Origin of the sequence: Curtobacterium sp. L1-20 (genome assembly GCF_048755855.1) — a bacterium.
Taxonomy (GTDB): Bacteria; Actinomycetota; Actinomycetes; order Actinomycetales; family Microbacteriaceae; genus Curtobacterium.
The window spans coordinates 3,000,090-3,021,071 of the sequence record NZ_CP151473.1; the positions used below are offsets into that span (position 1 = coordinate 3,000,090).

Genomic DNA, 20,982 nt, shown 5'->3' on the forward strand with positions numbered 1-20,982 from the left:
ACGACGAAGCGCCCCTCCCGATCGGGAGGGGCGCTTCGTCGTCGGCCCGGCCTGCGGCGTCAGGACTGCGGGGCCTGCGGTGCCTGCTCGGGCCGGTCGTACTGGGCGCCGGCCGGGCTCGGCGGCAGGCAGCCGAAGACGATCGCGGCGGCGCCGGTCACCAGGGAGATCAGCCACAGCGGCCCCGCGAGGTTGGCGTCGTGCACGCGGCGCCACCCGAGCGCGATGTTCGGCACGAGCGTCGCGAGCCACCAGACCCCGTAGAGACCGAGGAGGACGAGTGCCAGCACCGGGGCCGAGTCCGTCGTGTACTCGTTGCCGTACTCGTCGACCCGCGATGTCGTCCCGGCCCAGGCGATGATCGCGGCGATGTAGCCGCCGAAGAGCAGGATCGTCACGATCGCGTTCGCCAGGAACCAGTACCAGTACTCGCTGCGGCTGGCGCGGCCGTCGAAGCGGGCGTACTTCTTGAAGAAGCGGAGCACGGCGTCGAGGAACCCGATGCCGTACCACGGGGCCCAGAGCGGCGGAGCGCCGTCCGGTCCGGTCGGGATCGGCTGCGCCGTCTGCGGGTAGGGCTGGCCGTACGGCTGCTGGCCGTACTGCGGTTGCTGCCCGTACTGCTGCTGGCCGTAGGGCTGCTGGCCGTAGGGCTGCTGGCCGTAGGGCTGCTGTCCGTACTGCGGTTGCTGGCCGTACTGCTGCTGGCCGTACGGCTGCTGGCCGTACGGCTGCTGGCCGTACGGCTGCTGGCCGTACGGCTGCTGGCCGTACGGCTGCTGGCCGTACGGCTGCTGGCCGTACGGCTGCTGGCCGTACGGCTGCTGGCCGAACGGCTGCTGCTGCTGGCCGGAGTGCTGCTGGCCGTACGGCTGCTGTCCGTGCTGGTTCGACTGGCCGTCCTGATCCGTCCGGCGGTCCGGCTGCTCGTGCTCCGGGCGCTGGCCCTGCTGCCCCTGCTGGTCGGGCTCGTCGCCGGCCGGTGGGCCCCACTGCGGGGTGTCGTTGCTCATCGGACTCCTTCTGGTCGGTCGAAGCGGGCGCCGGCGGGGTTCGGCGGCAGGCAGCCGAAGACGATCATCGCAGGGTAGGCGATGAGGGACACGAGGCTCAGTGCTCCCGGCAGGTTGACGTCGTGCATCCGACGCCACACGAGCGCGAGGTTCGGCACGACGGTGGCGAGCCAGTACAGACCGAACACCGCGAGGAGCACGAAGGCGACCGGCGACGGCGCCCCGCTGACCTGGCGGGAGTAGCCGGCGTCGTCGACGACCGTGGTCGTCGGACTGGTCGCGAACAGCACGACGAAGAAGCCGCCGTAGAGGACGATCGTCACGATCGCGTTCGCCAGGACCCAGTACCAGTACTCGCTCCGGCTGGCGCGTCCGTCGAAGCGTGCGTACTTCGTGAAGAAGCGGACGACAGCGGCGCGGAACCCGATGCCGTACCACGGCGCCCAGCGCGGCGGTGTGCCGTCGGGTCCGGGCTGGATCGGCTGGGGGTACTGCGCGTACGGCTGCCCGTACTGCTGCTGGTCGTGCTGTTGGCCGTAGTGGTGCTGGCCGTACTGCTGCTCGCCGTCCGCCGGTGGGCTCCACCGCGGCATGTCGTTGGTCATCGAGCGCCGTCGGGACGGTCGAACCGGGAACCGGCCGGGTCCGACGGCAGGAACATCATGACGAAGACCGCGATCGGGCCGAGGAACGGGACGAGCAGCAGGAGCGCCAGGAGCCCGCTCAGGTTCGCGTCGTGGAGTCGACGGACGATGAGCGCCAGGGTCGGGATGATGAGCGCGAGCCCGATGATCCAGATCGGGACACCGGCCACGGGGTTCGTCGACATCGTGGAGACCCCGACGTACGAGGACGACGACGTCGTCGTCGTGGTGCCGGTCGCAGCCGTCAGGATGCCGGTGATGATCGCCCCCGCCGTGCCGATGATCGCGCTCCAGAGGTACCACCACCAGTACTCGCTGCGGCTGGCGCGTCCGTCGAACCGCACGTACTTCTTGAAGAAGCGCGAGAAGGCCTTCGGGAACGAGATGCCGTAGTACGGCGCCCAGAGCGGCGGCTCTCCCCCGGGTCCGGTCGGTGCGGGCTGCTGCTGGCCGTACGGATTGGCCGGGTACTGGTCGCTCACGGGATCCCCCTCGGTCTGTGGCATGACTGATCAGGAGCGAGTCAACCAGAACGACGACACCCCGGTCAGCGCGTGACCGGGGTGTCGGGAGCGGAGCCGTGCGGTGTCAGCCGCGGCCGGGCTGGTCGAACCGCTGGCCTCCGGGGTGCGTGGTGAGCAGCCCGACGATCAGCGAGAACAGGACCCCGATCGGCGGGATGATGAAGAACAGGGCGAAGAGCCCGGACAGGTTCACGTCGTGCAGGCGCCGGACGGTCAGGGCCACGAACCCGACGGCGCACGCGAGCGCCCAGAGCCGCACGAGCTGGCTCGACCAGTCGTTGCCGACGAGACCGAACACCGATCCGAAGACGCCGATCGCCGCGGAGCCGATCACGTACCAGAGTGCCCAGAACCAGTACTCGCTGCGGCTGGCACGACCGTCGAACCGCACGTACTTCTTCCAGAAGCGGAGGAACGCCTGGGGGAACGGGATGCCGTACCAGGGCGCCCAGAGCGGGGGCTGGCCCTGCTGCTGCCCGTTCGACGTCGGGCGGCCGTACGGGTTCTGTGCCCCGTACGGCTGCTGGCCGTAGGGGTTCTGCGTCCCGTAGTGCTGCTGGCCGTAGGGGTTCTGGGTCCCGTAGGGGTTCTGCGTCCCGTAGGGCTGCTGGCCGTAGGGGTTCTGCGTCCCGGAGGGGTTCTGCGTCCAGGGCTGCTGCTGGCCGGCGGAGTTCGGTCCGCCGGTCGGCTGGCCCGGACGGGGCTGCTGGCCGTACGGGTCCTGGGGCGGGTACTGGTCGCTCACTCGTTCGTTCCTTCCGGCGGCCGCGTGCTGGCACACACTGTCGATGCACACAGATTCAAGCAGACCCCTTCGGTCGGTGCGTCCCCCCAGCGGAGGACCTCGACGTCACGGGACCAGCGCGAGCTTGCCGCCCGGGTGCTGGGACTCGAGCACCTCGGCGGCCTCCTTCGCCTGCGCCAGCGGGTAGCTCCGCGCGACCGGGACCTCGAGCTGCCCGGCAGCGGCGAGGTCGATGAGTCGCTGCCGGACCGAGTCACGGAAGGCCTTGCTCTCCGGCTGTCCACCGGCGACCGCGGCGAACCCGTCACGCGCCGCCCGCCCCTGCGCGGCGATCGTCACGATGCGATCGCGATCCGCGACCAACGCGAGCGAGACGTCGACGGCCTCGTCGGTGCCGACGCAGTCCAATGCCACGTCGACGCCGGAGGGTGCGAGATCACGGATGCGCGCCTCCAGGCCGTCGCCGTACGGGACCCACTCGCCACCGAACCGTCGGACGGTGTCGGCGTTCCGCTCGGAGGCGGTGCCGATGACCCGCGCCCCGAGCGGGCGGAGCAGCTGCAGGAGGGCGACGCCGACGGCGCCGGAGGCGCCGTGGACCACGACGGTGTCCCGACCCTCGGCGCGGGTGACGCGGATCATGTCGGCGGCGGTCGACCCGGCCAGGAGCAGGTTGGCCGCCGCGGGGAAGTCGAGCGAGGCGGGCTTGGCGAAGACGTCGGACGCCGGGACGGTGAGACGCTCCGCCCAGCCACCGGAGACGCGGAAGGCGAGGACCTCGTCGCCGACGGCTCCCCCGCCGGAGGCGATCTCGGTGTCGGGACCCACCGCGCTGAGGGCCCCCGCGACCTCGTACCCGACCGCGATCGGCAGGTCGGACGGGTCGCCCTGCCGGGTGTGCTTCGTGTCGGCCGGGTTCATGCCGGCGGCGCGGACGTCGATCGTGACCTCGCCGGGTCCGGGCGCGGGGACCTCGGTGTCGACGTACTCGAGGACTTCGCTGCCGCCGAACCGCGGGGCCACCCAGTGCTTCGTCATGGAGGTGACGGTACGCCGGTAGCCTGCTGGCGTGACGAGTCACGAATGACCGACCGGCCTCGCGCTGACCTTCCGGCACGACGGGACGCTCCTCCTCGAACTCCTGCAGGGCTGGTACGACGCGTTCGACAGCGCCGTCACGCACGTGGACGCCTCGGACCGGGTCCAGGGTGTGCTGCGCTGGTGGATCGCGACGAAGTCTTCACCCCCACAGCGCCGATCGCGATCTCCACGACTTCTGCAAGGGACTGCTGGCGCTATTGCTCTGCCGTCGATCCACGGAGCCTCGTTTCGCGTAGCTCCCTCCCGCAGCAAGACGTAGCGCTCGGCGTCCTCGAGCCGGTTGGACCGAACGAGGGGCCAGGCGCGCTCCCACGGCCAGGAGTAGCGAACGAGTACCCGGTGCCGTCTTCGACGATACGGAAGGCAGTCTCCAGCGTGCCGTACTCGAAGACGACGCGCTCGTTTCGCCTGAGACCAGTGATGGAGGAGAGGTCCGGCGGTTCGTTGCCCACGAACGCCACAGCAGGTTCGCGTCCGCGGGAGGAATACCGCATTTGTCGGTCGAGGGGAACGCTCCTTGGTCATCCTGGGTGGATGTCTCAGCGCAGGCCGTTCCCAGATCGCGAGACGCAGACAGCATCACCGGGCGATCGTGCAAGGCGGTCAGATCCCGCCGCGGTCGAGGAGGCGCTGCTGAGCCCGCAGGAGCCTGATGTACTTCTCGAGGGCATCGGACTCCGAATCGAAATGACGAACGCCCTCGGCGGAACCGCGCTCAGTGGTGACGTAGACCGCGAAACCCGTCGAGTCCTCCTGGATGACCACTCGGTTTGCACGAGCGTCCGGGTCCGCGAACCACATACCCGCTTCGAGTCCATCCTGCGCGATGATCGCTTGGGCTTCGGCCCTGTCCATCAGATCCTCTCGATCATTCCGACGCTCGTGCGGCGGCCTCGGGTTGCTTGAAGGGCGTTCCGGTCCAGTCGCCGTGACCGCGTTCCCCGTGCCAGTGGTCAACCGCCGTGCCGCGGACGACCCATCGGTCCAGGGCCTCCCAGTTCCCGTACTCGACCAGCCCGGGTTGCGTCCTGACCGGCTCGTTCCCCGTACGTTCGAGGAGGTCGTCGAGGAGCTCGAGATACGGGATCGCCGACGTCCCCGTCATCGCGCTGTCCATGGTCCCGATTGTGCACCAGCCGCTGCACAGAGCACAGGAGACGTCGCGAGCACGCCGAGCCCCACCGCTGACTCGGCCCGAACACGACGCGCGAGCATGGTCGGCGATCAGTTTCGAGCAGCTCGTGCGAGTAGCTCCTCGATGGACACGTCCCGAGCCCAAGCGGCTAGACAGAGGTTCGTCCGTTCACGGAGTGAACTGCTGGTCATCTCGTGCGCTCCGTCTTCCGCCTGCCACTTCACGTTGAGCATCGCGTCGTCGAGTTCGACTCCGTCCGGCCAGGTGTACCGCACGTGCCTGTCGTCCCACGGCTCCGGAACGATCCCCGGTCGGCCGAGGATCAGCAGGTATCGCTCAGCATCCACCTCGTGCGAGAAGGTCCTCAGGATGCACGACGACCCCCGCTGCCACTCGAACACGGCGAGGGGTTCCGTCTGGATGCCGAACTGCGTCTCCAGGTCGCCGAACTGCAGCAGGACGTGTGCTCTCCGGATGGTCCCGAGGAGCGTCGTCGGATCCGGTTGTGGGTTACCAAGCACCGAGCCGACGGCTCGACCGTGTTGCGTCGTCCTCATCGGATGAATCTCTCACGAGTGATGACGACCGGCGCACCGACACCGGATCGGCTTGAAGTCGCTGGCCCCAGACGCTGCTCGGTCGGGAGGAGTCGAGTTCGTCGTCAGCCGACATGTACGACCCGTGGTCCGCGATCCTCAACGACACCCCGGAGGTCATGGTCTCGATCGGTCCGAGCTGTGCGGACACCCACGTGCGCTGCCCCATGGCCGGGGCGAACCGCCCTGCGTCGGACACCGCACGAGCAGCTCTTCGGTCGTACGCGCCGGCCGATTCCGGGTCCCACGCTCGGACGATGCCGGTCAGGACGGCTTCCACGAGTTGGACGCTCGCTGATCGCGGCTCACCATCGATCGTCGGCCCGACGACGGTCGCCGTGACCGAGCTCGACGGCTTCCGTCGACCTTGGATGGTCGCCCCGACCTGCAGGCTCAGGGACGCGAACCCGTTCGTCCCACTGCAGTTCGAGACGATGTTGCTCCCGTGGCTGGTCCACTCCGACCCGTCATCGCCCCGTTCCGCTCGAGCAACGAGCAGCTGTTCGAGCAGGAGGTCATCTGCTCCGGTGAGGGGTCCGTGTCCGTCGACCTGCCAAGCCTCGTCACCGCCGAGTGCCTCATTCGAGGCGTCAATGAGCCGAAGGACGAACCGAGTGATCCGGGACTACCTGCTTCCCACTTGTTCACCAGGAGAAGACCCACCCACGATCTCGATGACCTCGGTCAACGAACGTTCCCGGACCCAAGCGAGCCGGTAGACCAGTGACCAACCGAGGTCGGAGAGCGTCCGCACGACGTGTTCCACACCGTCGATGCGCCACCGAAGCTCTCTGTCCGAGTTCTCCTCGATGAGGTCGACTCCAGGAGGCGCCATCGCCGTCCCGTTGAACCACGGCGCATCGTTCCGCACTTCACCTTCTCGGACCACGACGTAGCGCTCGGCGTCCTCCAGACAGTTGAACCATGCGAGAGGCCAGGAGCTGCCCCTGTCACGAATCTCGAACTTGTACCCAGAGCCGTCGGAGGCAATTCGGAAAGCGGTCTCGGGTGTGCCGTACTCGAACACGACCGGACCATCGCGCTTGATGCCGGGGATCGAGGAGAGGTCTGGCGCTTCATTGCCGACGAACGTCCCGAGCAGATCGGCGTCAGCTCGCTGCAGGCCAGTTTGATCAGTCAAGGGTGAAAGCCCTTCTCGTCGTCGTGGACAGGATTCCATCGTCAGGTCTTCGCCGCAGCATCGTCATCGCATCGACTGGAGTTCGACGTGATGTCACGACCTGCACCCGGAGAGCGCCGCCCGGCTGGCCGAAGGCCGCGTCGATACGACTCACCTGGATCTTGAACCCGTTCGGCTTCATTGCCTCGGTGTCCATCTCGAAAACCGAGAGCGTCTTGCTCGAGGGACGTACGTCCCGGTCCTCGATGGGTACCTCGAGGAGATGCGTTCCTACGTCGACATCAGTGACCAGTACGGCGCCTACGACCAGGTCCGCGCGGGCATCGGGGCGGGCACAAGTGGGGGCGTGAGTGGCGCTGACCCGCAGCGGGGTCGGGCCTCGGGCTCAGCGGCGTCCCCGCAGCCGCTCCCGCAACTCCTGGTACCGGACGACCCATTGACGCGCCGAAGCCTCATCAGAACAGGGACCAGACCTGTGCTAATGCCCGAGGAGCTTCTTGCGGAGCTCCTTGTACCGTACGAACCCTTGTACGCGGTTCACGAAGTCGTCGACCGCCGCAGAGCGGTCCGAGTAGTCGTCGACAGATTCCTCGGTGCTTCGTTCGTTCGTCGTGGAGACCCGCCATCCGTCTGCTGTCTCGTAGATGCACGGGGTGTTCACGTCGTTCGAGGGCCGCCGCATCCAGCAGAAGGGAACGCCTGCGGCCTCGGCCAAGGCGAGTTCGCGCATCGCATCGATGTCATCCATCAGTTCGTCCTGTTCTCAGTGCAGAGGGATCTCGCGGAGTACGCCGAGGACCTGGAGGATCTCGACCGGCAACGGCAGTTGCACCTGCACTCCGCCGCCCGGAGAGCCGAAGCGATCGACTGCTGCGATCTCACCCCGATAGGCACCGAGCGATCCGAGGTCGTCCGCCGTCTTCTTGCGCTGCTGGAGCAGTGCGTCGACGAGCTCCTTGTGGTCCGCGTCCAAGGCGTCGTACGCACCCCGCAGATCACTGACGTCGTGGACGACCTCGTACTGGTGGTACTGGTTGGCGTCCTCCAAGTAGGGCAGACCGCGTTCATCGTACGGGTACGGGCTCTCGTCCGGGACTGGCGACGTGAACCGTCCGTCCGGAGGTCCGTACCGATCGAGCACGGATCCGACGGGCGGATCGTAGGGAGCACGGTCGACCGTCCCGTCGCCCCTCGAGGCGAAACCGTCGTTGTCAACGCCGTCCCAGTTGATCTTGCCGTCCGCGGTGAGGACTTCCGGGCCCTTCGGGATCTGGACGTCGTGTGGCCACACACCGGACGACTCGAACTCTCGTGCCAATGCGCCGTCGCGCGGCCACTGAGATTCGAGGTAGTCGTGCAACTGCGTGGGCGACAGACCGCTCTCGGCCACCAGAGGACCGACGTTCTTGCCCTCGGAGTCGAGCGAGACGTGCGAGTAAGCCTCCGGAGCCGTGCCCTGACCGTGCGGCCCGTCCGGGGAAGCGCCGCCGGTGCCGCGGTCGGCGTCCGTGCCGTGGCCCGAGCTACCGTGCCCGGAACCACCGTGTCCGGCCGAGTCGCCCCCGTGCCCGGCCGCGCCGTGCGACCCCGACGCGGAGTCGCCGTCTCCCGTCGCAGTCTCGCCGTGCTCCCCGTGCCCGCCGGCACCGACGAGCGCCGGCTCCCGCTCCGGCGCGTGCACCGTCGCGTCGCCGCCGTCCGCGTGCGCGCTCGCGTCATTCCCAGCACGCACGTCCGTTTCGGCCTCGGACCGCCCTGGCGGCGTTTCGACACCGCTGTCACCGTGCCGCCCGTGCAGGAAGTCGCCGAGGCCGGTCCTGAAGTCCGCGAGCCGTCCGGTGAACCTGTCGACCGCGTCGCCGATGCCTGCCTTGATGATCCCCTTGAGATCGCCGAGCTTGGGCAGGACCGCCGTCAGCCCCTTCGACGCCCACGCCCCTGCGTCGACGAGGTCGAGGTACTTCCCCGTCTTCCCGACGGTCGCGGCGAGCTCGCCGACCTTGCCTGCCGCCCCGACCTTGCCCGCTTCACCGGCGACCGGGATGACCAGCGAACCGATCCCCCACACCGCTTGTCCGAACGCACGACCGGGGTCCTTCCCCCACTCGTCCCATCCGACCGTCGCCTTCAGGAGCTCGGTCCACGACTCGCGCTGGAGCTCGGGATCCTTCTGCATCGTCTTCGTGTTGAAGCCGGTGAGGGCGAGGATGCCGCTCCACGACGTGCCGGCGGTCTCCCAGTGGAACCCGGAGCCGTCGAACCCGATGAGGGTCCCCAGCCCCTTGACGGTGCCCCAGACGCCGTCGACCAGGACGCCCTTGACCATGTTCGGCAGGAAGTCGACCGTCTTCTCGGAGCACGATTCCTTCCGCTCCGATGCGGCTCCCCAGGGCAGCTTCGTGCCGGCCGGCAACGCCTTGTACCCGTACCCGAGGCCGTCGTCCTCGCCGTCAGCGCTGATGGCGTGGAGAGGAGACAGTCCGGACAGCCCGCGGATGGTGTTGGCGCAGGTCCGTTCTGCTGCCTGGTACGCAACGACCTGCGCGGCGACACCGTTGATGATCGCGTTGTTCTCGTCGGTGAGGGTCTTGTCCTGGTCCCACGAATCGACCGTCGCCGAGCTGCCGTTCTCGGTCGTCATCGTCGTCGGCGTGAAGGCAGCGACATCGCGGTGCAACTGGTTGCCGCGTGTCACGTAGGACTTGAGCTTCGCGATGATCGGCGTGACCTCGGTCACGAAGTCGTCCAGTGCCTTCGCGGCGGTGTCCAGGTCGTCCCCGAACGCAGTGCCGCTCGGGCCGATGGGCGTCATCGCCGCGTAGAGCTGCTCGTCCGACGGGCCGGAGTAGACCCCGGAGATCGGCTGCCACGCCGTCACGATGTCCGCCGTGCCGTCGCGCACCGCGCTCGCGACCGTCTTGAGCTCCTTCGCCCCGGAGGTGATTCCGGTGACGTCGACGTCGGTGTACGGGATCTCCCCGACGGTGACGAGTCCGCTCATCGCTCCGATCCCCCTGTCGTGTCAGTTCCCCGGTGCACCGTCGAACGCGGCGAAGTTCCCGCTGCTCGCAGCGGCGACGGCGTTCGCCTGCGTGGTCGACGCCATCTCGGCATCGCCGTGGTCGATGGCCCGGGTGGCGCCGGCAGCACCCAGCAGCGAGGCCTGGATCCGGTTCTGGATCCCGGTGAGCGTCGACTGCTGGTGCTCGAAGAACCCGGCGAGCGCTTCGCCGATCACCTGCGACTGCGCCGCGGTGGCCGCGGCCTCGACGGTCGCGGCCACCCCCGGCTTGCTGCCGTCAGCCGACCCACCGAGGGCGTCCGTCAGCGCCGTCGCCTTGGTGGCGACGGCACTGAGGACGTTCTCGACACCGGCCGGGTCGACGCTCCATCCGTTGTCGGCCACGTCAGCCGATGTTGCCGACTGCCGACTTCGCCTTGCTGATGGCCGACTGCGCCGACTCGTCGTTCGACTGCAGCGAGGAGCGCAGCGTCGCGATGATCTGCTTGACCTCGCCGGCGACGGTGTTCCACCGCTGCTCCTTGGCGTGGTACTCGTCCGAGACGCCGTCGGCCTGGTAGTCCGCCATCGCGGCCTTCACGTCCGAGTCGCGCTGCGCGATCAGCGACTCGAGCTGTGCCGCCACTGCGTTGAAGTTGTCCTGCGCGTTCTGCGACGCCGCGACGTCGTAGTCGCGACGGTCTGCCTGGTTGCCACCGCTCATGGTGTTCTCTCCCTCTCCCCGAAGATCCGTCAGGCGCGACCGCTGAAGCGGGCCGCGTCGAAGTTCGAGCTGCCCTCGAGCGAGCTCGTGGACTGCGCCATGTCCTGGTCGCCTTCCTGGAACGAACGGTCCATGCCCGAGATGCCCTGCAGCACGCTCGAGAGCGCGCCGTTCAGCTCGTTGGCGATGGTGTCCGTCTCGGCCTTGAAGCGGTCGAAGGCCTGGCGGCCGGCACCGTTGAAGCGCCCCTGCAGCGGCTCGGCCGAATCGGCGAGCTTGCGCACGAGCGTCCCCAGGTCACCGGATGCACCGGACGTCTGCTTGGTCAGGTTGGTGAGGACCTGTGCCCCCATGGCGAACTTCATCGCTCATCCTCTCTGTCGTTCCCCCCACCCCTCAACGGGTGACAGCGAATGCCAGCAGCCTAGACCACCGCCCCCGCACGCGTCACGCCCCGCTTCTGACATGATCGGACGTGCCGATGGGAGGTGAGGCATGTCGTCGATCGTGGTCGAGACCGTGGTCCCGGTGATGACCTGTGGGCGCTGCGGGGTGGCGTCGACGCAGGGGCAACGGTTCTGCACGGACTGCGGCGCCCTCCTCGGCCGCACCGTCGCCTCCGCCGAGTACGACGCGCTGCACGGTGTCGTGGCCGCCGGCACCGGCGCCGTCCTCCTCGCGCGATTGGTCGACGTCGTCGTCCTCCTGCTCGGGGCGGCCGCCGGGGCCTCCCTGCTCTTCCTCGCCCACACGGCGGTCCCCTCCTCGGACCCGGTGGGCACGGCCGTCGCCGGAGCCGTCGCGGGGTTCGTCGTGACGGCCACGATCACGTCGATCCGCGCCTCCAGGACCGGCCGTGGTCCGGGCGGGCTCCTCGCCGGCACACGCGTGGTCGACGTCGACGACGCGCTGCCCGCCGGTCTGGTCCGGCAACTCGCCCGGCTCGGCAGTCGACCGCACCGCCGCGCCACGGGCGCCGGCCCGTGGGCCGCGGCCACGGGCACGGTGACGGCGTCCCTCCGGAACGGGCGGGAACCGCTCGACCCCGCCGTCCCGGCGCTCGGCACCGCGTTCGGTGCGGCCGCGTCGGCGGGCGTCCGACCCGGGTCCGCTCCACTGCCTGGAGGCGCGGTGCAGGCCGGTCTCGACGCCACGCGACAGGCCGGGTACGGCCACGCTCCCGGCGCGGGTCCGGACGCCGGGTCACGACCCGACGCCGCCGCGGGCTTCGCGGCGGTGCCACCGCCGACCGCACCGGTCGCGGACGAGTCGGTGCCGACCGACGCGGTCGTCCTCCGCTTCGACTCCGGTGCCCTGCACTGGTTCCACGGCACCTGCGTGATCGGCCGCAACCCCGAGGCCGAGCCCGGCGTCGCCACGATCGCGGTCCCCGACCTCTCCCGGACGCTGTCGAAGACCCACGTCGCGCTCGTGCAGGCCGACGGCGCCGTGGTGGTCCGCGACCTCGGATCGACGAACGGCACGTCGGTGATCCGGCCGGACGCCTCGTTCGAGGACCTCGTCCCCGGGGTGGACCTGGTCGTGACCGCCGGCTCGACCGTCCGGATCGGCGATCACGCGTTCGTGGTCGACCGGGTCGGGGCGACGCCGTGAACCCGTTCCGTCGCGCCGCCACGGCGGACGACCGTCCCGGTGCGATGCACCCGCTCGTGGACTCCGCCGGTGACGGCAGCGTCCGCTACGAGACCCGGGCGGGGATCGTCCGGCTCGGCGGCGCCCAGGCGACCCTGCTCGCGACGGCCGCTGCCGAGGGGGCTCGTCCGATCGTGGTGACCGACGGCCTGTCCGTCCTGACCGAGGCGTTCCGTCAGGCGCTCGTGGACAGCGGCGGCGCGTGGGTCGTCCGCGGCGACGACGGCCTCCGGAACGGGCTCGACGGACGACGGCTCGATGCGTTCACGGACGCGGTGCGGGTCGGACCGCCGACCTCGGTGGAGGACGTCGCGGTCGGCCACCTCCGCCCGTGGGCCCCCAGCGCCGACCAGCTCGTCGTCTCCGTGTCGGTCCGCCACCGCGCGGCCGAGGAGACCGTCCTGGGCGCGACCACCGAACTGCTGGCGACCGAGCTCGCCGGTGCGGCGCCCAGCGGCTGGGGCACCCACGAGCCGGCCGCTCGGCCGTGGGACCGCCGCGCGCTCACCGAGACCGCCCGGGCACGGATGCCCGACCCGACGCGCCTGCTCGCCGTCGGCTCGGCCGCGGCGCCGCTCGCGGTGACGATCACCGCGCAGCGCACCGGGCAGGGCGTCGAGGAGCTCACCACCGGCCTGCTCTCGGTCGGTGCACCCGGGGACGCCGTCTCCGACGTGCGCACCGCCGCCGTCCCGCAGGTGCTGGGCCGGCTCGCGGCGACGCAGCTGCCGTTGTTCGCCCTGGTGCTCCGACGCCCGGGCCGTGCCGACCTCGCGCAGGCACCGCGCCTGGTACCGCCACCGGTGCCGGTCGCGATGCTCGTCGGCGCCCCGGCGGTCCGGCAGCTCGACCTCGACGTCGAGGGCATGCGGGACCGCTTCGGCGCCGTCGTCGCGGGCCGCCCGCGGATCCCGGCGCTCGTGCTGCCGTTCGGTCGGCGGCAGGACCGTGACCCGGTGGAGGAACTCGCCGCCGTCGTCGACCACGTCGGGCGGGACCGCGTGGCCGACGCCGTCGGCATGGACGACCGCACGAGGGAGCAGGTGCAGCGTGCCGCGCAACAGTGACTCGATCCTGCTCGAGAGCGTCTCGACGCACCGTCGTCGCCTCCGGCAGGCGTTCGTGCTCGGACGACTGGCGGACCGACGGCTCGTCAACGACAACGTCAAGCGGTTCATCGGCAGCGTCGTGCTCGCCGCCGTCGTGGGCGTCGGGTGTCTCGGGTACTCCTTCGTGACGAACGCCCTGGCGCAGCAGGCCGCGCAGCAGCAGGCGCAGCTGACACCGACGCCGACACCGAGCCGGACGCCGGACCAGACGCGGCCCACGCAGGACGGACCGCAGCAGCAGCAGCAACAACCCCAGCGGCAGCGCACGCAGGGTGAGCAGCAGCAACAACAGCAACAGCAGGAGACCAAGTGACCGACTTCACCCGCGTGACCGTCGTCGGGGCCGGCCGTCGCGCCGACGTCGTCGTCGCCTCCGACGAGCCGTTCGCCGGGCTGCTGCCGCGACTGGTGGACATCCTCGACGAGCCCATCGCGGACAGCGCCCACCCGGTCGCACTCGTCCGCGTCACCGGGGAAGAGGTCTCGCTCGCCGCGGACGCGGCGACGCAGGAGATCGCGGACGGCGAGGTCCTGCACCTCGTCCGCCGAGCGGACGCCCCACCGCCGCCCGAGGTCTCCGACGTCACCGATGCCGTCGCGGACTCCCTCGGTCGACGGTCTGACGGCTGGGGCACCGCGGCGCGACAGTCCGTCGCGGCGGCCGCGATCGGTGCGACCGCGTCCGTCCTCGGGACCCTCGTGGTCGCCGCCTTCACGGTCGCCTCGGTGCGGGCCGCGTTCGACGGCGGGACCGTGTCCCCCGGACTGCTCCCGTCCGTGCTCGTCGGCAGCGGCGTGGTCCTGGCGCTCGCGGCGCTCGTCGCGGGACGGGCCGGCGCGCGCTGGACCGGCATCGCCCTGACCGCGGCCGCGACCGGGCTCGCACTGCCGATCGGTCTCGCCGTCGGTCCCGTCGTCGGACGTGAGGGCGACCACCCCGCGATGGTCGCCGCCCTGGTGCTCGTGTGGGCGTGGATCGCGCTCGGCGTCGGGCTCGGCGTCGGGCAGCGGACGCGGACCATCGGCGTCGCGGCCGTGGTGGGCGTGGTGCTGCCGCTGTTCGGCATGGTCACGTGGCTGACCCCCGCGCCGCAGGCCGCCGGGTGGGGCGTGGTCGGGATCGCCGCGGTGGTCGTCTGCGGCCTCCTGCCCTCGGTCGCCATGTCGTCCGCGGGGCTCACCGGCCTCGACGACCGGGTGAGCGGCGGCGAACCCGTCGCCCGCGACCGTGTGGTGACCGCGCTCGACGACGCCTACCGTGCCCTCGACTGGACGACCGCAGCGGTCGCCGCCCCGATCGCCCTGTCCGGTGCGGCGCTCGTCTCCGCCGGCGATCCGTGGGCCGTCGGCCTCGGTGCCGCGGTCGTCGTCGTGGCCGCGCTCCGCACCCGGGCCTTCCCGCTGACGCTGCAGGGCGTCCTGCTCTGGAGCGCCGTGGTCGTCGCCGCGGTGCTGGGGCTCCTCGGGCACGCGGCCACCGCGCCGTTCCAGGTCCTCGGCGCCCTCGCCGGCCTCGCCGTGCTCGGTGCCCTGCTCGCCGGGGTGCGACCGGCGGCCCACCAGCGGGCTCGTCTGCGGTCGCTCGGCAACGTGCTCGAGACGATCTCGGTCGTGGTCGCCCTGCCGCTGCTGCTCGGCGCCTTCGGCCTCTTCGCCGCACTGCTGGAGACGTTCTGACCATGCGACTCCTCGACGACGTGGTCCCCGCGCTCGGCCGGGCCTTCTTCGGCAGCGTGGCCGGCGGCGCGCGCGAACTCGACGACGCCCACCGGGCGATCCGTCAGGGTGTGCCGACCAGCCGCCGCATCGCGTTCGCCTCGCTGCGCGGCGGGACCGGGTGCTCCGCGACCGCAGCGGCCGTCGCCACCGTGCTCGCGCGACGTCGCTCCGGCCGGGTGCTCGGCGTGGACGGCGCAGCAGGACTCCGCTCGTTCGCGACCCACGCCGGAGCGGACCGGACGGGACCGACCCCGCGCTCCGAGCGCCGCGACGCCGCGAGGACGTCCTGGGACGCGACCGACGGTCTGGCGGTGACCCCGTCGGGCCTGCACGTGCTCCGCATCGGCGACCCGCGCCTCCCGAGCCGACAGGCCGCGCCCGCGGAGTGGACGGACGCCGTCGACCCGATCGCGCGGTTCTTCGACGTGGTCGTCGGCGACTGGGGTTCCCGGAGTCCGTTCGTCGACCTCGGCGCCGTGGCGGCCGACGCCCACGTGGTCGCCCTCGTGACCGGAGCGGACCGTCCCGCGATCGAGGAGGGCGTGGCGCACGCCGACGCCGTCCGACGGCACGCACCCGACACCCGCGTCCTGGTGGTGCCCGTGGACACGACCGGCACGGGGCTGCGCGCCGCACGCACCGCCGTCGACTGGCCCGGGCACGCCGTCCACCCGGTCCCGAGCGACCCGAGCGTGACCGGTGGCGGCGAGCGCCCCACCGCGTCGCGCATCGCCCTCATCCAGCTGACGGCGGCCCTCGTGGACGCCGCGGTCGACCGTCGCGCCGACGCCGTCGTCGACGCCCACACCCCGGAGGCGAGCCGGTGAACCGCATCGTGCACCGACCGGCCAGGGTCTCCACCCCGCTGGTCCGACCCGACGCCGAGCAGCTCGCCCCGCCGCGGCAGCTGCCGGAGGGGCCGAGCGGCGGCATCCCGCTGCAGTCGCTGCTACCCGTCGTCGGCGCGGTCTCGTCGGTCGTGATGATGGTCGTGCTCCGGGGCAACAACCCGGTGCTCATGGTCGTCGCCGCCCTGGTCTTCGTGGTCGCCCTCGTCGGCGGCCTCGGGATGGCGTTCACCCAGCGGGGCAATGCCGTCCGGAACCGGAGGACGCAGCGCGAGCGCTACCTCGACTACCTCGAGGAGCTCCGCGGCGACCTGCGGACGCGCACGACCGCCGTCCGGGAACGGGCCGAGCACGTCGACCCCTCGCCGGACACGCTCCCCCGGCTGGTCGGCGACCCGGCGCGGCTCTGGGAACGACGGCGCACGCACGGCGACTTCCTGCGCGTCCGCGTCGGCTCGGGCGACGTCGGATGGCTCGACCTCGACGTGCCGCCCGACCAGAACCCGGTGCAGCCCCTCGACCCGCTCATGCTCGCCGAGCTCGAGCAGGTCGCCGAGCACTACGGCACCGTCCACGCGATGCCGATCGCGCTGCGCCTCGACGACGCCGGGGACGTGTCCGTGGTCGGCGACCGCGCGGCCGTCCTCGGGGTCGCCCGCGCCCTCGTCGCCCAGCTCGCCGCGCTGCACGCGCCCGAGGACCTGCACCTGGCTGCGGCGTTCCCGGCGGAACGCGCCGACGACTGGGACTGGTTCGACCTGCTGCCGCACGCGCGGATGGACCGGACCTTCGACGGGCCGCTCCGGGCCCGCAGGGTGGCCGAGGACGTCCCGACCCTCGCGCGCACGCTCGCCGGGGAGCTCGGGGAGCGTGCCCGCACCGCGGCGATGTACCGACGCTCGGGCGACTCGGCGAAGCGCAGCGACCTGCCGCGCCTGGTCGTCCTCGCCGACGAGCACGGCGCCGTGGCCGTGCCGCTCGCGCTGCCCGAGGGCGAGACCCGACCGGAGGACCTGCGGATCACGGTGGTGCACCTCGTCGCGGACCGGCTCCACGAGCCGTCCGACGTGCGGGTCCGGGTGACCGCGACCTCCGACCCGGACGGCACGACGCTCCTCGAGATCGTCGACGCGCGCGATGTCGAGGAGGGCGAACCCGCCCCGGTCCAGCTCGCGGTGTGCGACCCGGTCGCGCCGACCCTGGTGACCGCGGTGGCCCGGGCCCTCGCGCCGCTCCGGCTGTCCGCGGACGCCGAGGAGCGCGCGGAGTCCTCCGCGGCGATCGGGGTCGCCGACCTCCTCGGCGTCGACGACGTGACGAGGATCGACCCGGACCGCACCTGGCGTCCGCGGAGTCCGCGGGACTTCCTGCGGGTGCCGATCGGCGTGGACGACTTCGGTGCACCGCTGCTGCTCGACCTGAAGGAGTCCGCACAGCTCGGCATGGGCCCGCACGGCATCTGCATCGGTGCGACCGGCTCCGGCAAGAGCGAGATGCTCCGGACGCTCGTCCTCGGGCTCGCGGTGTCGCACCCGCCCGAGGACCTCGCGATGATCCTCGTGGACTACAAGGGCGGTGCGGCGTTCGCCCCGTTCGCGCGGCTGCCCCACGTCGCCGGCCTCATCGACAACCTGGCGGACGACCCGCAGCTCACGCGACGCGCCCGTGCGTCGATCGCGGGCGAGGTCCGCCGTCGGCAGGAGATGCTCCGCGACGCCGGGGCCGCGCCGTCGATCACCCACTACCGGGAGCTCCGCACCCAGCGTCCCGACCTCCCGCCGATGCCGCACCTCGTCCTCGTCATCGACGAGTTCGGCGAGCTGCTCACGGCGGAACCGGAGTTCGTCGACCTGCTCCTGATGATCGGCCGGATCGGGCGCTCCATCGGCGTGCACCTGCTCCTGTCGAGCCAGCGCATCGAGGCGGGGAAGCTCCGCGGCCTCGACACCTACCTGTCGTACCGGCTCGGGCTCCGGACGTTCTCCGAGGCGGAGAGCCAGGTCGTCCTCGACACCGGCGACGCCTTCCACCTTCCCGCCGTCCCCGGGTACGGGTACCTCAAGGTCGACACGAGCGTGTACACGCGCTTCCGCTCCGGCTACGTGTCCGGGCCCGTCGAGGACGCGACGCCGGCTGCCTCGACGGCGAGCGCGACGGTCGACGCCGCACCCGAGCCGTTCGAGCTGCCCGTCTACAACTCGCTCGCGACCGAGGACGAGGACCTCGGCGAGGCGGCCCTGGAGACCCCCGACGTCGGTCGGAGCGTCGTCGACGAGGCGGTCGAGCGGCTCGGGCGCGGCGACCGTGCGACGACGCCCGTCTGGCTCCCGCCACTGCCGACCCGGCTCGCGCTGGGTGCGGTCCTCGACCCGAACGCCGCGACCGACCCGACGGGGATCACCGTCCCGATCGGGCTGCTCGACGACCCGGCACGCCAGCGGCAGCGGCCGTGGATGCTCGACCTCACGCAGGGCGGCGGTCACGTCGCGGTCATCGGCGCCCCGGGCTCGGGACGGACCACGTTCCTCCGCACCGTCGCGGCGTCGATCGCGCTCACCACGACACCGCGGCAGGTCAGCGTCTACGGGATGGACCTCGCCGGCGGCGGTCTCGGTCGGATCGAGGGCTTCCCGCACGTCGGCGGCGTCGCCACGCGGGCGGACCGGAACCGCCTGCTCCGTCTGGTCGAGGAGCTGCAGGCCATGATCCGCCTGCGGGAACGGGTGTTCCGCGACCACGGGATCGACTCCCTCGCGATGCTCCGGTCCCGGCACGCGGCCGGTCGGGTCCCGGAACTCGGGTCGGCGGACGTGGTGCTCCTCGTCGACGGCTTCGGCGTGATGCGGACCGAGTTCGAGGAGCTCGAGGACGCCTTCGGCGATCTGCTCCAGCGCGGCGGCAGCTTCGGCATCCACGTGGTCGTCGGGCTCACCCGCTGGAACGAGCTGCGTCTCGCGAACCAGCCGCTCATCGGCCAGCGGTTCGAGCTGCGGCTCAACGACCCCGCGGACTCCACCATCGCCCGTGCCGCCGCCGCGACGCTGAAGTCCGGCGAGCCGGGCCGCGTGCTCACCGGCGACGAGCTGTTCGGTCAGGTCGCCCTGCCGGTGCTCGACGACGTCGACGACGGCGCCGTCGGCGACGAGCTCGCCGCGCTCGCACAGCGGGTGGCGGACAGCTGGGGCGGACCGGCCGCCGCGCCGATCCGTCTGCTCCCGGAGTCGTTCGACCCGGCCGAGCTGCCCGATCCGCTCGCGACGCCGTCGACCGTGCCGTTCGCGCTCCGCCAGGACACGATGGACTTCGTCGCGTTCGACCCCGCCGTCGACCAGCACCTCCTGGTGTTCGGTGACACGGCGAGCGGCAAGACCGCGCTGCTGCGAGGTCTTGCCGCCGGGTTCATGGACCGCTCGACACCCGACGAACTCGTCCTGGCGTTCATGGACGTGCGCGGCGGCGCCGCGGCGGGCACCCCGGACGACTTCCTCGGCGGGCACGCCGCGAACGGGCGCGACGCCCGGGGACTCGCGGCCGCCATCGCCGCGGAGCTCGAGCAGCGCGCCGCCGGCACGTCGACCGGTCCGCGACCGCGCATCGTGGTGCTCGTCGACGACTACGACATCGTGGCCTCGGCCGGCACCGACCCACTCGCGCCCCTCATGCCGTACCTCCCCTCGGCGCGGGACCTCGGCCTGCACGTCGTGCTCACCCGTCCGGTGGCCGGCGCCGCACGCGCGATGTACGACACGGTGATCCAGTCGATCCGCGACTCGGGAGCCACCGGCCTCGTCCTGAGCGGGGAGCGGTCCGAGGGCCAGGTGTTCCCGAAGGTCTACGCCGAGCAGTTCCCACCCGGCCGTGGCCGACTGGTCCGGCGTGGCACCGCGCCGCGCATCGTGCAGGTCGCCCACTTCCCCGCTGCCACCGCGGTCGCACCGGCGCAGGCGGACCCCGCCGGTCAGACGACCGTGCTCGACCCGAAGGGAGCCGTCGATGCCCCGTGAGGTGATCCTCCTGTCCACCGAGCAACCGTCGTCGCTCGCCCTGGTCGAGGCCGGCGCCGACGTCGCGCCCGACCTCCGGGTCCGGACGCTCGAACGCGTCGTGACCCAGGTGGTCGACGACCGCGGCACGGCGGTCCTCAGTGTGCAGCAACCCGAACGCGTCGAGAACGCCGACGAGATCGCGCGACTCGCTCCCTGGGCCACGCTCGGTGCCCCGCTCTGGTGGACCGAGGCGTGGGTGCCGTGGGGTGCATCCGGTGACGTCGGCATCGCGATCGTCCGTGCGTTCGCCGCGGCACTCGACGCCGAGCTGATCGTGGAGGACGGCACGTGAGCGGCCTGCCCCCGGCGTCGGTCCCCCCGACCTCCGGGCCCGTGCCGGACCGGCCGGTCGCGCCGACGTCCGGCCCCGGTCCGGCGACCGCGGTCCCGCCGATGCCCGGGTCCCGTCGTGCCGCCCTGCAGCGCGCCCGCATGGTCCTGGTCGCCGGGGTCGCCGGCGGCGTGGGGACGACCACCGTCGCGGCGCTCCTGGCGGACGCGGTCGGCGGCCGGCTCGGTGTCACCGTGCAGGCCACCGACCACTCGGGCGGCGAACTCGCGGCCCGCCTCCCCCGGCTCGAAGCCGCCACCTCGCGCGTCGCCGTGCACGACGCCGGCGCGCACCCGGGTCCTGCGGCGGCGCTCTCCGCGGCGCCCGAGCGCTCCCTCGTGGTCGTCGGCCGCGCGACCGCCGACGGGGTGGCCGACGTCCGGACGGTGCTCGCGACCCTGCCGGACACCGACCCGACGCTGCTCGGCCGCTCGGCGGTCGTGCTGGTGGACCGCGCCTCCAGGCCGACCGCTGTGGACCCCGCTGCGCTGCGCGAGACCGGCGTCGGCGCCGTGCTCGTCCTGCGCGCCGACCGCACGCTCGCACGCCCGGGGCGGATCGCCGTCGACCGGCTGACCCCGTCGACGATCGGCACCGTGACCGACCTGCTGGCCGCGCTCGCCTGGTAGGTGTGCGCTCCGGACGGCGCCGC

At 71.8% G+C, this 20,982-nt stretch carries 23 protein-coding genes; 8 read left to right on the top strand and 15 right to left on the bottom strand.

Annotation, left to right across the window (positions count from 1 at the left end; genetic code table 11):
* Positions 1 to 59 precede the first annotated feature (59 nt).
* The 15 genes from AAEP86_RS15545 to AAEP86_RS15615 all read right to left on the bottom strand — a co-directional run bounded on the left by AAEP86_RS15545 (position 60) and on the right by AAEP86_RS15615 (position 10,989).
* Complete coding sequence (locus AAEP86_RS15545; RefSeq protein WP_420368199.1) at positions 60 to 1,013, bottom strand: DUF805 domain-containing protein; 954 nt, start codon at positions 1,011 to 1,013, stop codon at positions 60 to 62.
* Entirely contained in the window at positions 1,010 to 1,618 is a 609-nt protein-coding gene (locus tag AAEP86_RS15550) for a DUF805 domain-containing protein (RefSeq protein WP_420368200.1), read from the bottom strand. Before AAEP86_RS15550 ends, AAEP86_RS15545 begins: the two co-directional genes overlap by 4 nt.
* The gene (locus tag AAEP86_RS15555; RefSeq protein ID WP_420368201.1) at positions 1,615 to 2,139 is read right to left on the bottom strand and encodes a DUF805 domain-containing protein; all 525 of its coding nucleotides are present in this window, start codon (positions 2,137 to 2,139) and stop codon (positions 1,615 to 1,617) included. Before AAEP86_RS15555 ends, AAEP86_RS15550 begins: the two co-directional genes overlap by 4 nt.
* A gap of 106 nt (positions 2,140 to 2,245) precedes the next feature.
* Positions 2,246 to 2,926 (bottom strand): DUF805 domain-containing protein, encoded by a 681-nt coding sequence (locus tag AAEP86_RS15560; RefSeq protein ID WP_420368202.1) that lies wholly within the window; start codon positions 2,924 to 2,926, stop codon positions 2,246 to 2,248.
* Positions 2,927 to 3,031: 105 nt separating this feature from the next.
* A complete protein-coding gene (locus tag AAEP86_RS15565) occupies positions 3,032 to 3,964 on the bottom strand; it encodes an NADP-dependent oxidoreductase (RefSeq protein WP_420368203.1) in 933 nt (310 codons plus the stop codon).
* A gap of 666 nt (positions 3,965 to 4,630) precedes the next feature.
* Positions 4,631 to 4,882 (bottom strand): hypothetical protein, encoded by a 252-nt coding sequence (locus tag AAEP86_RS15570; RefSeq protein ID WP_420368204.1) that lies wholly within the window; start codon positions 4,880 to 4,882, stop codon positions 4,631 to 4,633.
* Positions 4,883 to 4,895: 13 nt separating this feature from the next.
* Positions 4,896 to 5,144 carry a hypothetical protein gene (locus AAEP86_RS15575; protein WP_420368205.1) on the bottom strand — a complete coding sequence of 83 codons (249 nt, stop codon included), beginning with the start codon at positions 5,142 to 5,144 and terminating at the stop codon, positions 4,896 to 4,898.
* A gap of 107 nt (positions 5,145 to 5,251) precedes the next feature.
* Entirely contained in the window at positions 5,252 to 5,719 is a 468-nt protein-coding gene (locus AAEP86_RS15580) for a hypothetical protein (protein WP_420368206.1), read from the bottom strand.
* A 664-nt stretch (positions 5,720 to 6,383) separates the two neighbouring features.
* Positions 6,384 to 6,899 carry a hypothetical protein gene (locus AAEP86_RS15585; protein ID WP_420368207.1) on the bottom strand — a complete coding sequence of 172 codons (516 nt, stop codon included), beginning with the start codon at positions 6,897 to 6,899 and terminating at the stop codon, positions 6,384 to 6,386.
* The gene (locus AAEP86_RS15590) at positions 6,892 to 7,095 is read right to left on the bottom strand and encodes a hypothetical protein (RefSeq protein WP_420368208.1); all 204 of its coding nucleotides are present in this window, start codon (positions 7,093 to 7,095) and stop codon (positions 6,892 to 6,894) included. Before AAEP86_RS15590 ends, AAEP86_RS15585 begins: the two co-directional genes overlap by 8 nt.
* A 282-nt stretch (positions 7,096 to 7,377) precedes the next feature.
* Positions 7,378 to 7,647, bottom strand: coding sequence for a hypothetical protein (locus tag AAEP86_RS15595; protein ID WP_420368209.1), 270 nt, complete (start codon positions 7,645 to 7,647; stop codon positions 7,378 to 7,380).
* A gap of 15 nt (positions 7,648 to 7,662) precedes the next feature.
* Positions 7,663 to 9,900: a TNT domain-containing protein gene (locus AAEP86_RS15600; protein WP_420368210.1), complete on the bottom strand. Its 2,238-nt coding sequence runs from the start codon at positions 9,898 to 9,900 to the stop codon at positions 7,663 to 7,665.
* A gap of 21 nt (positions 9,901 to 9,921) precedes the next feature.
* Positions 9,922 to 10,305, bottom strand: coding sequence for a DUF6507 family protein (locus AAEP86_RS15605; protein ID WP_420368211.1), 384 nt, complete (start codon positions 10,303 to 10,305; stop codon positions 9,922 to 9,924).
* Position 10,306: 1 nt separating this feature from the next.
* Positions 10,307 to 10,624, bottom strand: coding sequence for a pore-forming ESAT-6 family protein (locus AAEP86_RS15610; RefSeq protein ID WP_420368212.1), 318 nt, complete (start codon positions 10,622 to 10,624; stop codon positions 10,307 to 10,309).
* Between the two features lie 29 nt (positions 10,625 to 10,653).
* Entirely contained in the window at positions 10,654 to 10,989 is a 336-nt protein-coding gene (locus AAEP86_RS15615; RefSeq protein WP_420368213.1) for a WXG100 family type VII secretion target, read from the bottom strand.
* Between the two features lie 130 nt (positions 10,990 to 11,119).
* On the opposite strand from AAEP86_RS15615, the gene AAEP86_RS15620 reads away from it, so the two are divergent.
* Genes AAEP86_RS15620 through AAEP86_RS15655 form a run of 8 tightly spaced genes read left to right on the top strand, consistent with a single transcriptional unit; the run spans position 11,120 to position 20,959 of the window.
* Positions 11,120 to 12,238, top strand: coding sequence for an FHA domain-containing protein (locus AAEP86_RS15620; protein WP_420368214.1), 1,119 nt, complete (start codon positions 11,120 to 11,122; stop codon positions 12,236 to 12,238).
* Complete coding sequence (locus tag AAEP86_RS15625) at positions 12,235 to 13,344, top strand: DUF6177 family protein (RefSeq protein ID WP_420368215.1); 1,110 nt, start codon at positions 12,235 to 12,237, stop codon at positions 13,342 to 13,344. Before AAEP86_RS15620 ends, AAEP86_RS15625 begins: the two co-directional genes overlap by 4 nt.
* Positions 13,328 to 13,699 (top strand): hypothetical protein, encoded by a 372-nt coding sequence (locus AAEP86_RS15630; RefSeq protein WP_420368216.1) that lies wholly within the window; start codon positions 13,328 to 13,330, stop codon positions 13,697 to 13,699. The genes AAEP86_RS15625 and AAEP86_RS15630 overlap by 17 nt, the downstream gene beginning before the upstream one ends.
* A complete protein-coding gene (locus tag AAEP86_RS15635; protein ID WP_420368217.1) occupies positions 13,696 to 15,063 on the top strand; it encodes an EsaB/YukD family protein in 1,368 nt (455 codons plus the stop codon). Before AAEP86_RS15630 ends, AAEP86_RS15635 begins: the two co-directional genes overlap by 4 nt.
* 2 nt (positions 15,064 to 15,065) lie before the next feature.
* Positions 15,066 to 15,932 (top strand): hypothetical protein, encoded by an 867-nt coding sequence (locus AAEP86_RS15640; protein ID WP_420368218.1) that lies wholly within the window; start codon positions 15,066 to 15,068, stop codon positions 15,930 to 15,932.
* Positions 15,929 to 19,957 (top strand): type VII secretion protein EccCa, encoded by a 4,029-nt coding sequence (gene eccCa, locus AAEP86_RS15645; protein WP_420368219.1) that lies wholly within the window; start codon positions 15,929 to 15,931, stop codon positions 19,955 to 19,957. The genes AAEP86_RS15640 and eccCa overlap by 4 nt, the downstream gene beginning before the upstream one ends.
* On the top strand, positions 19,947 to 20,291 hold the full coding sequence (locus tag AAEP86_RS15650) for a hypothetical protein (protein ID WP_420368220.1): 345 nt from the start codon (positions 19,947 to 19,949) through the stop codon (positions 20,289 to 20,291). Before eccCa ends, AAEP86_RS15650 begins: the two co-directional genes overlap by 11 nt.
* Entirely contained in the window at positions 20,288 to 20,959 is a 672-nt protein-coding gene (locus tag AAEP86_RS15655) for a hypothetical protein (protein ID WP_420368221.1), read from the top strand. The genes AAEP86_RS15650 and AAEP86_RS15655 overlap by 4 nt, the downstream gene beginning before the upstream one ends.
* Positions 20,960 to 20,982: the final 23 nt, after the last annotated feature.

Bases quoted from the DNA above. Each gene is read 5' to 3' on its own strand.
- AAEP86_RS15600 (WP_420368210.1), bottom strand. From the start codon at position 9,900: ATGAGCGGACTCGTCACCGTCGGGGAGATCCCGTACACCGACGTCGAC.
- AAEP86_RS15615 (WP_420368213.1), bottom strand. From the start codon at position 10,989: ATGAAGTTCGCCATGGGGGCACAGGTCCTCACCAACCTGACCAAGCAG.
- AAEP86_RS15620 (WP_420368214.1), top strand. From the start codon at position 11,120: ATGTCGTCGATCGTGGTCGAGACCGTGGTCCCGGTGATGACCTGTGGG.
- AAEP86_RS15580 (WP_420368206.1), bottom strand. From the start codon at position 5,719: ATGAGGACGACGCAACACGGTCGAGCCGTCGGCTCGGTGCTTGGTAAC.
- AAEP86_RS15595 (WP_420368209.1), bottom strand. From the start codon at position 7,647: ATGGATGACATCGATGCGATGCGCGAACTCGCCTTGGCCGAGGCCGCA.
- AAEP86_RS15565 (WP_420368203.1), bottom strand. From the start codon at position 3,964: ATGACGAAGCACTGGGTGGCCCCGCGGTTCGGCGGCAGCGAAGTCCTC.
- AAEP86_RS15650 (WP_420368220.1), top strand. From the start codon at position 19,947: ATGCCCCGTGAGGTGATCCTCCTGTCCACCGAGCAACCGTCGTCGCTC.
- AAEP86_RS15570 (WP_420368204.1), bottom strand. From the start codon at position 4,882: ATGGACAGGGCCGAAGCCCAAGCGATCATCGCGCAGGATGGACTCGAA.
- AAEP86_RS15640 (WP_420368218.1), top strand. From the start codon at position 15,066: ATGCGACTCCTCGACGACGTGGTCCCCGCGCTCGGCCGGGCCTTCTTC.
- AAEP86_RS15590 (WP_420368208.1), bottom strand. From the start codon at position 7,095: ATGGACACCGAGGCAATGAAGCCGAACGGGTTCAAGATCCAGGTGAGT.
- AAEP86_RS15545 (WP_420368199.1), bottom strand. From the start codon at position 1,013: ATGAGCAACGACACCCCGCAGTGGGGCCCACCGGCCGGCGACGAGCCC.
- AAEP86_RS15610 (WP_420368212.1), bottom strand. From the start codon at position 10,624: ATGAGCGGTGGCAACCAGGCAGACCGTCGCGACTACGACGTCGCGGCG.
- AAEP86_RS15550 (WP_420368200.1), bottom strand. From the start codon at position 1,618: ATGACCAACGACATGCCGCGGTGGAGCCCACCGGCGGACGGCGAGCAG.
- AAEP86_RS15575 (WP_420368205.1), bottom strand. From the start codon at position 5,144: ATGGACAGCGCGATGACGGGGACGTCGGCGATCCCGTATCTCGAGCTC.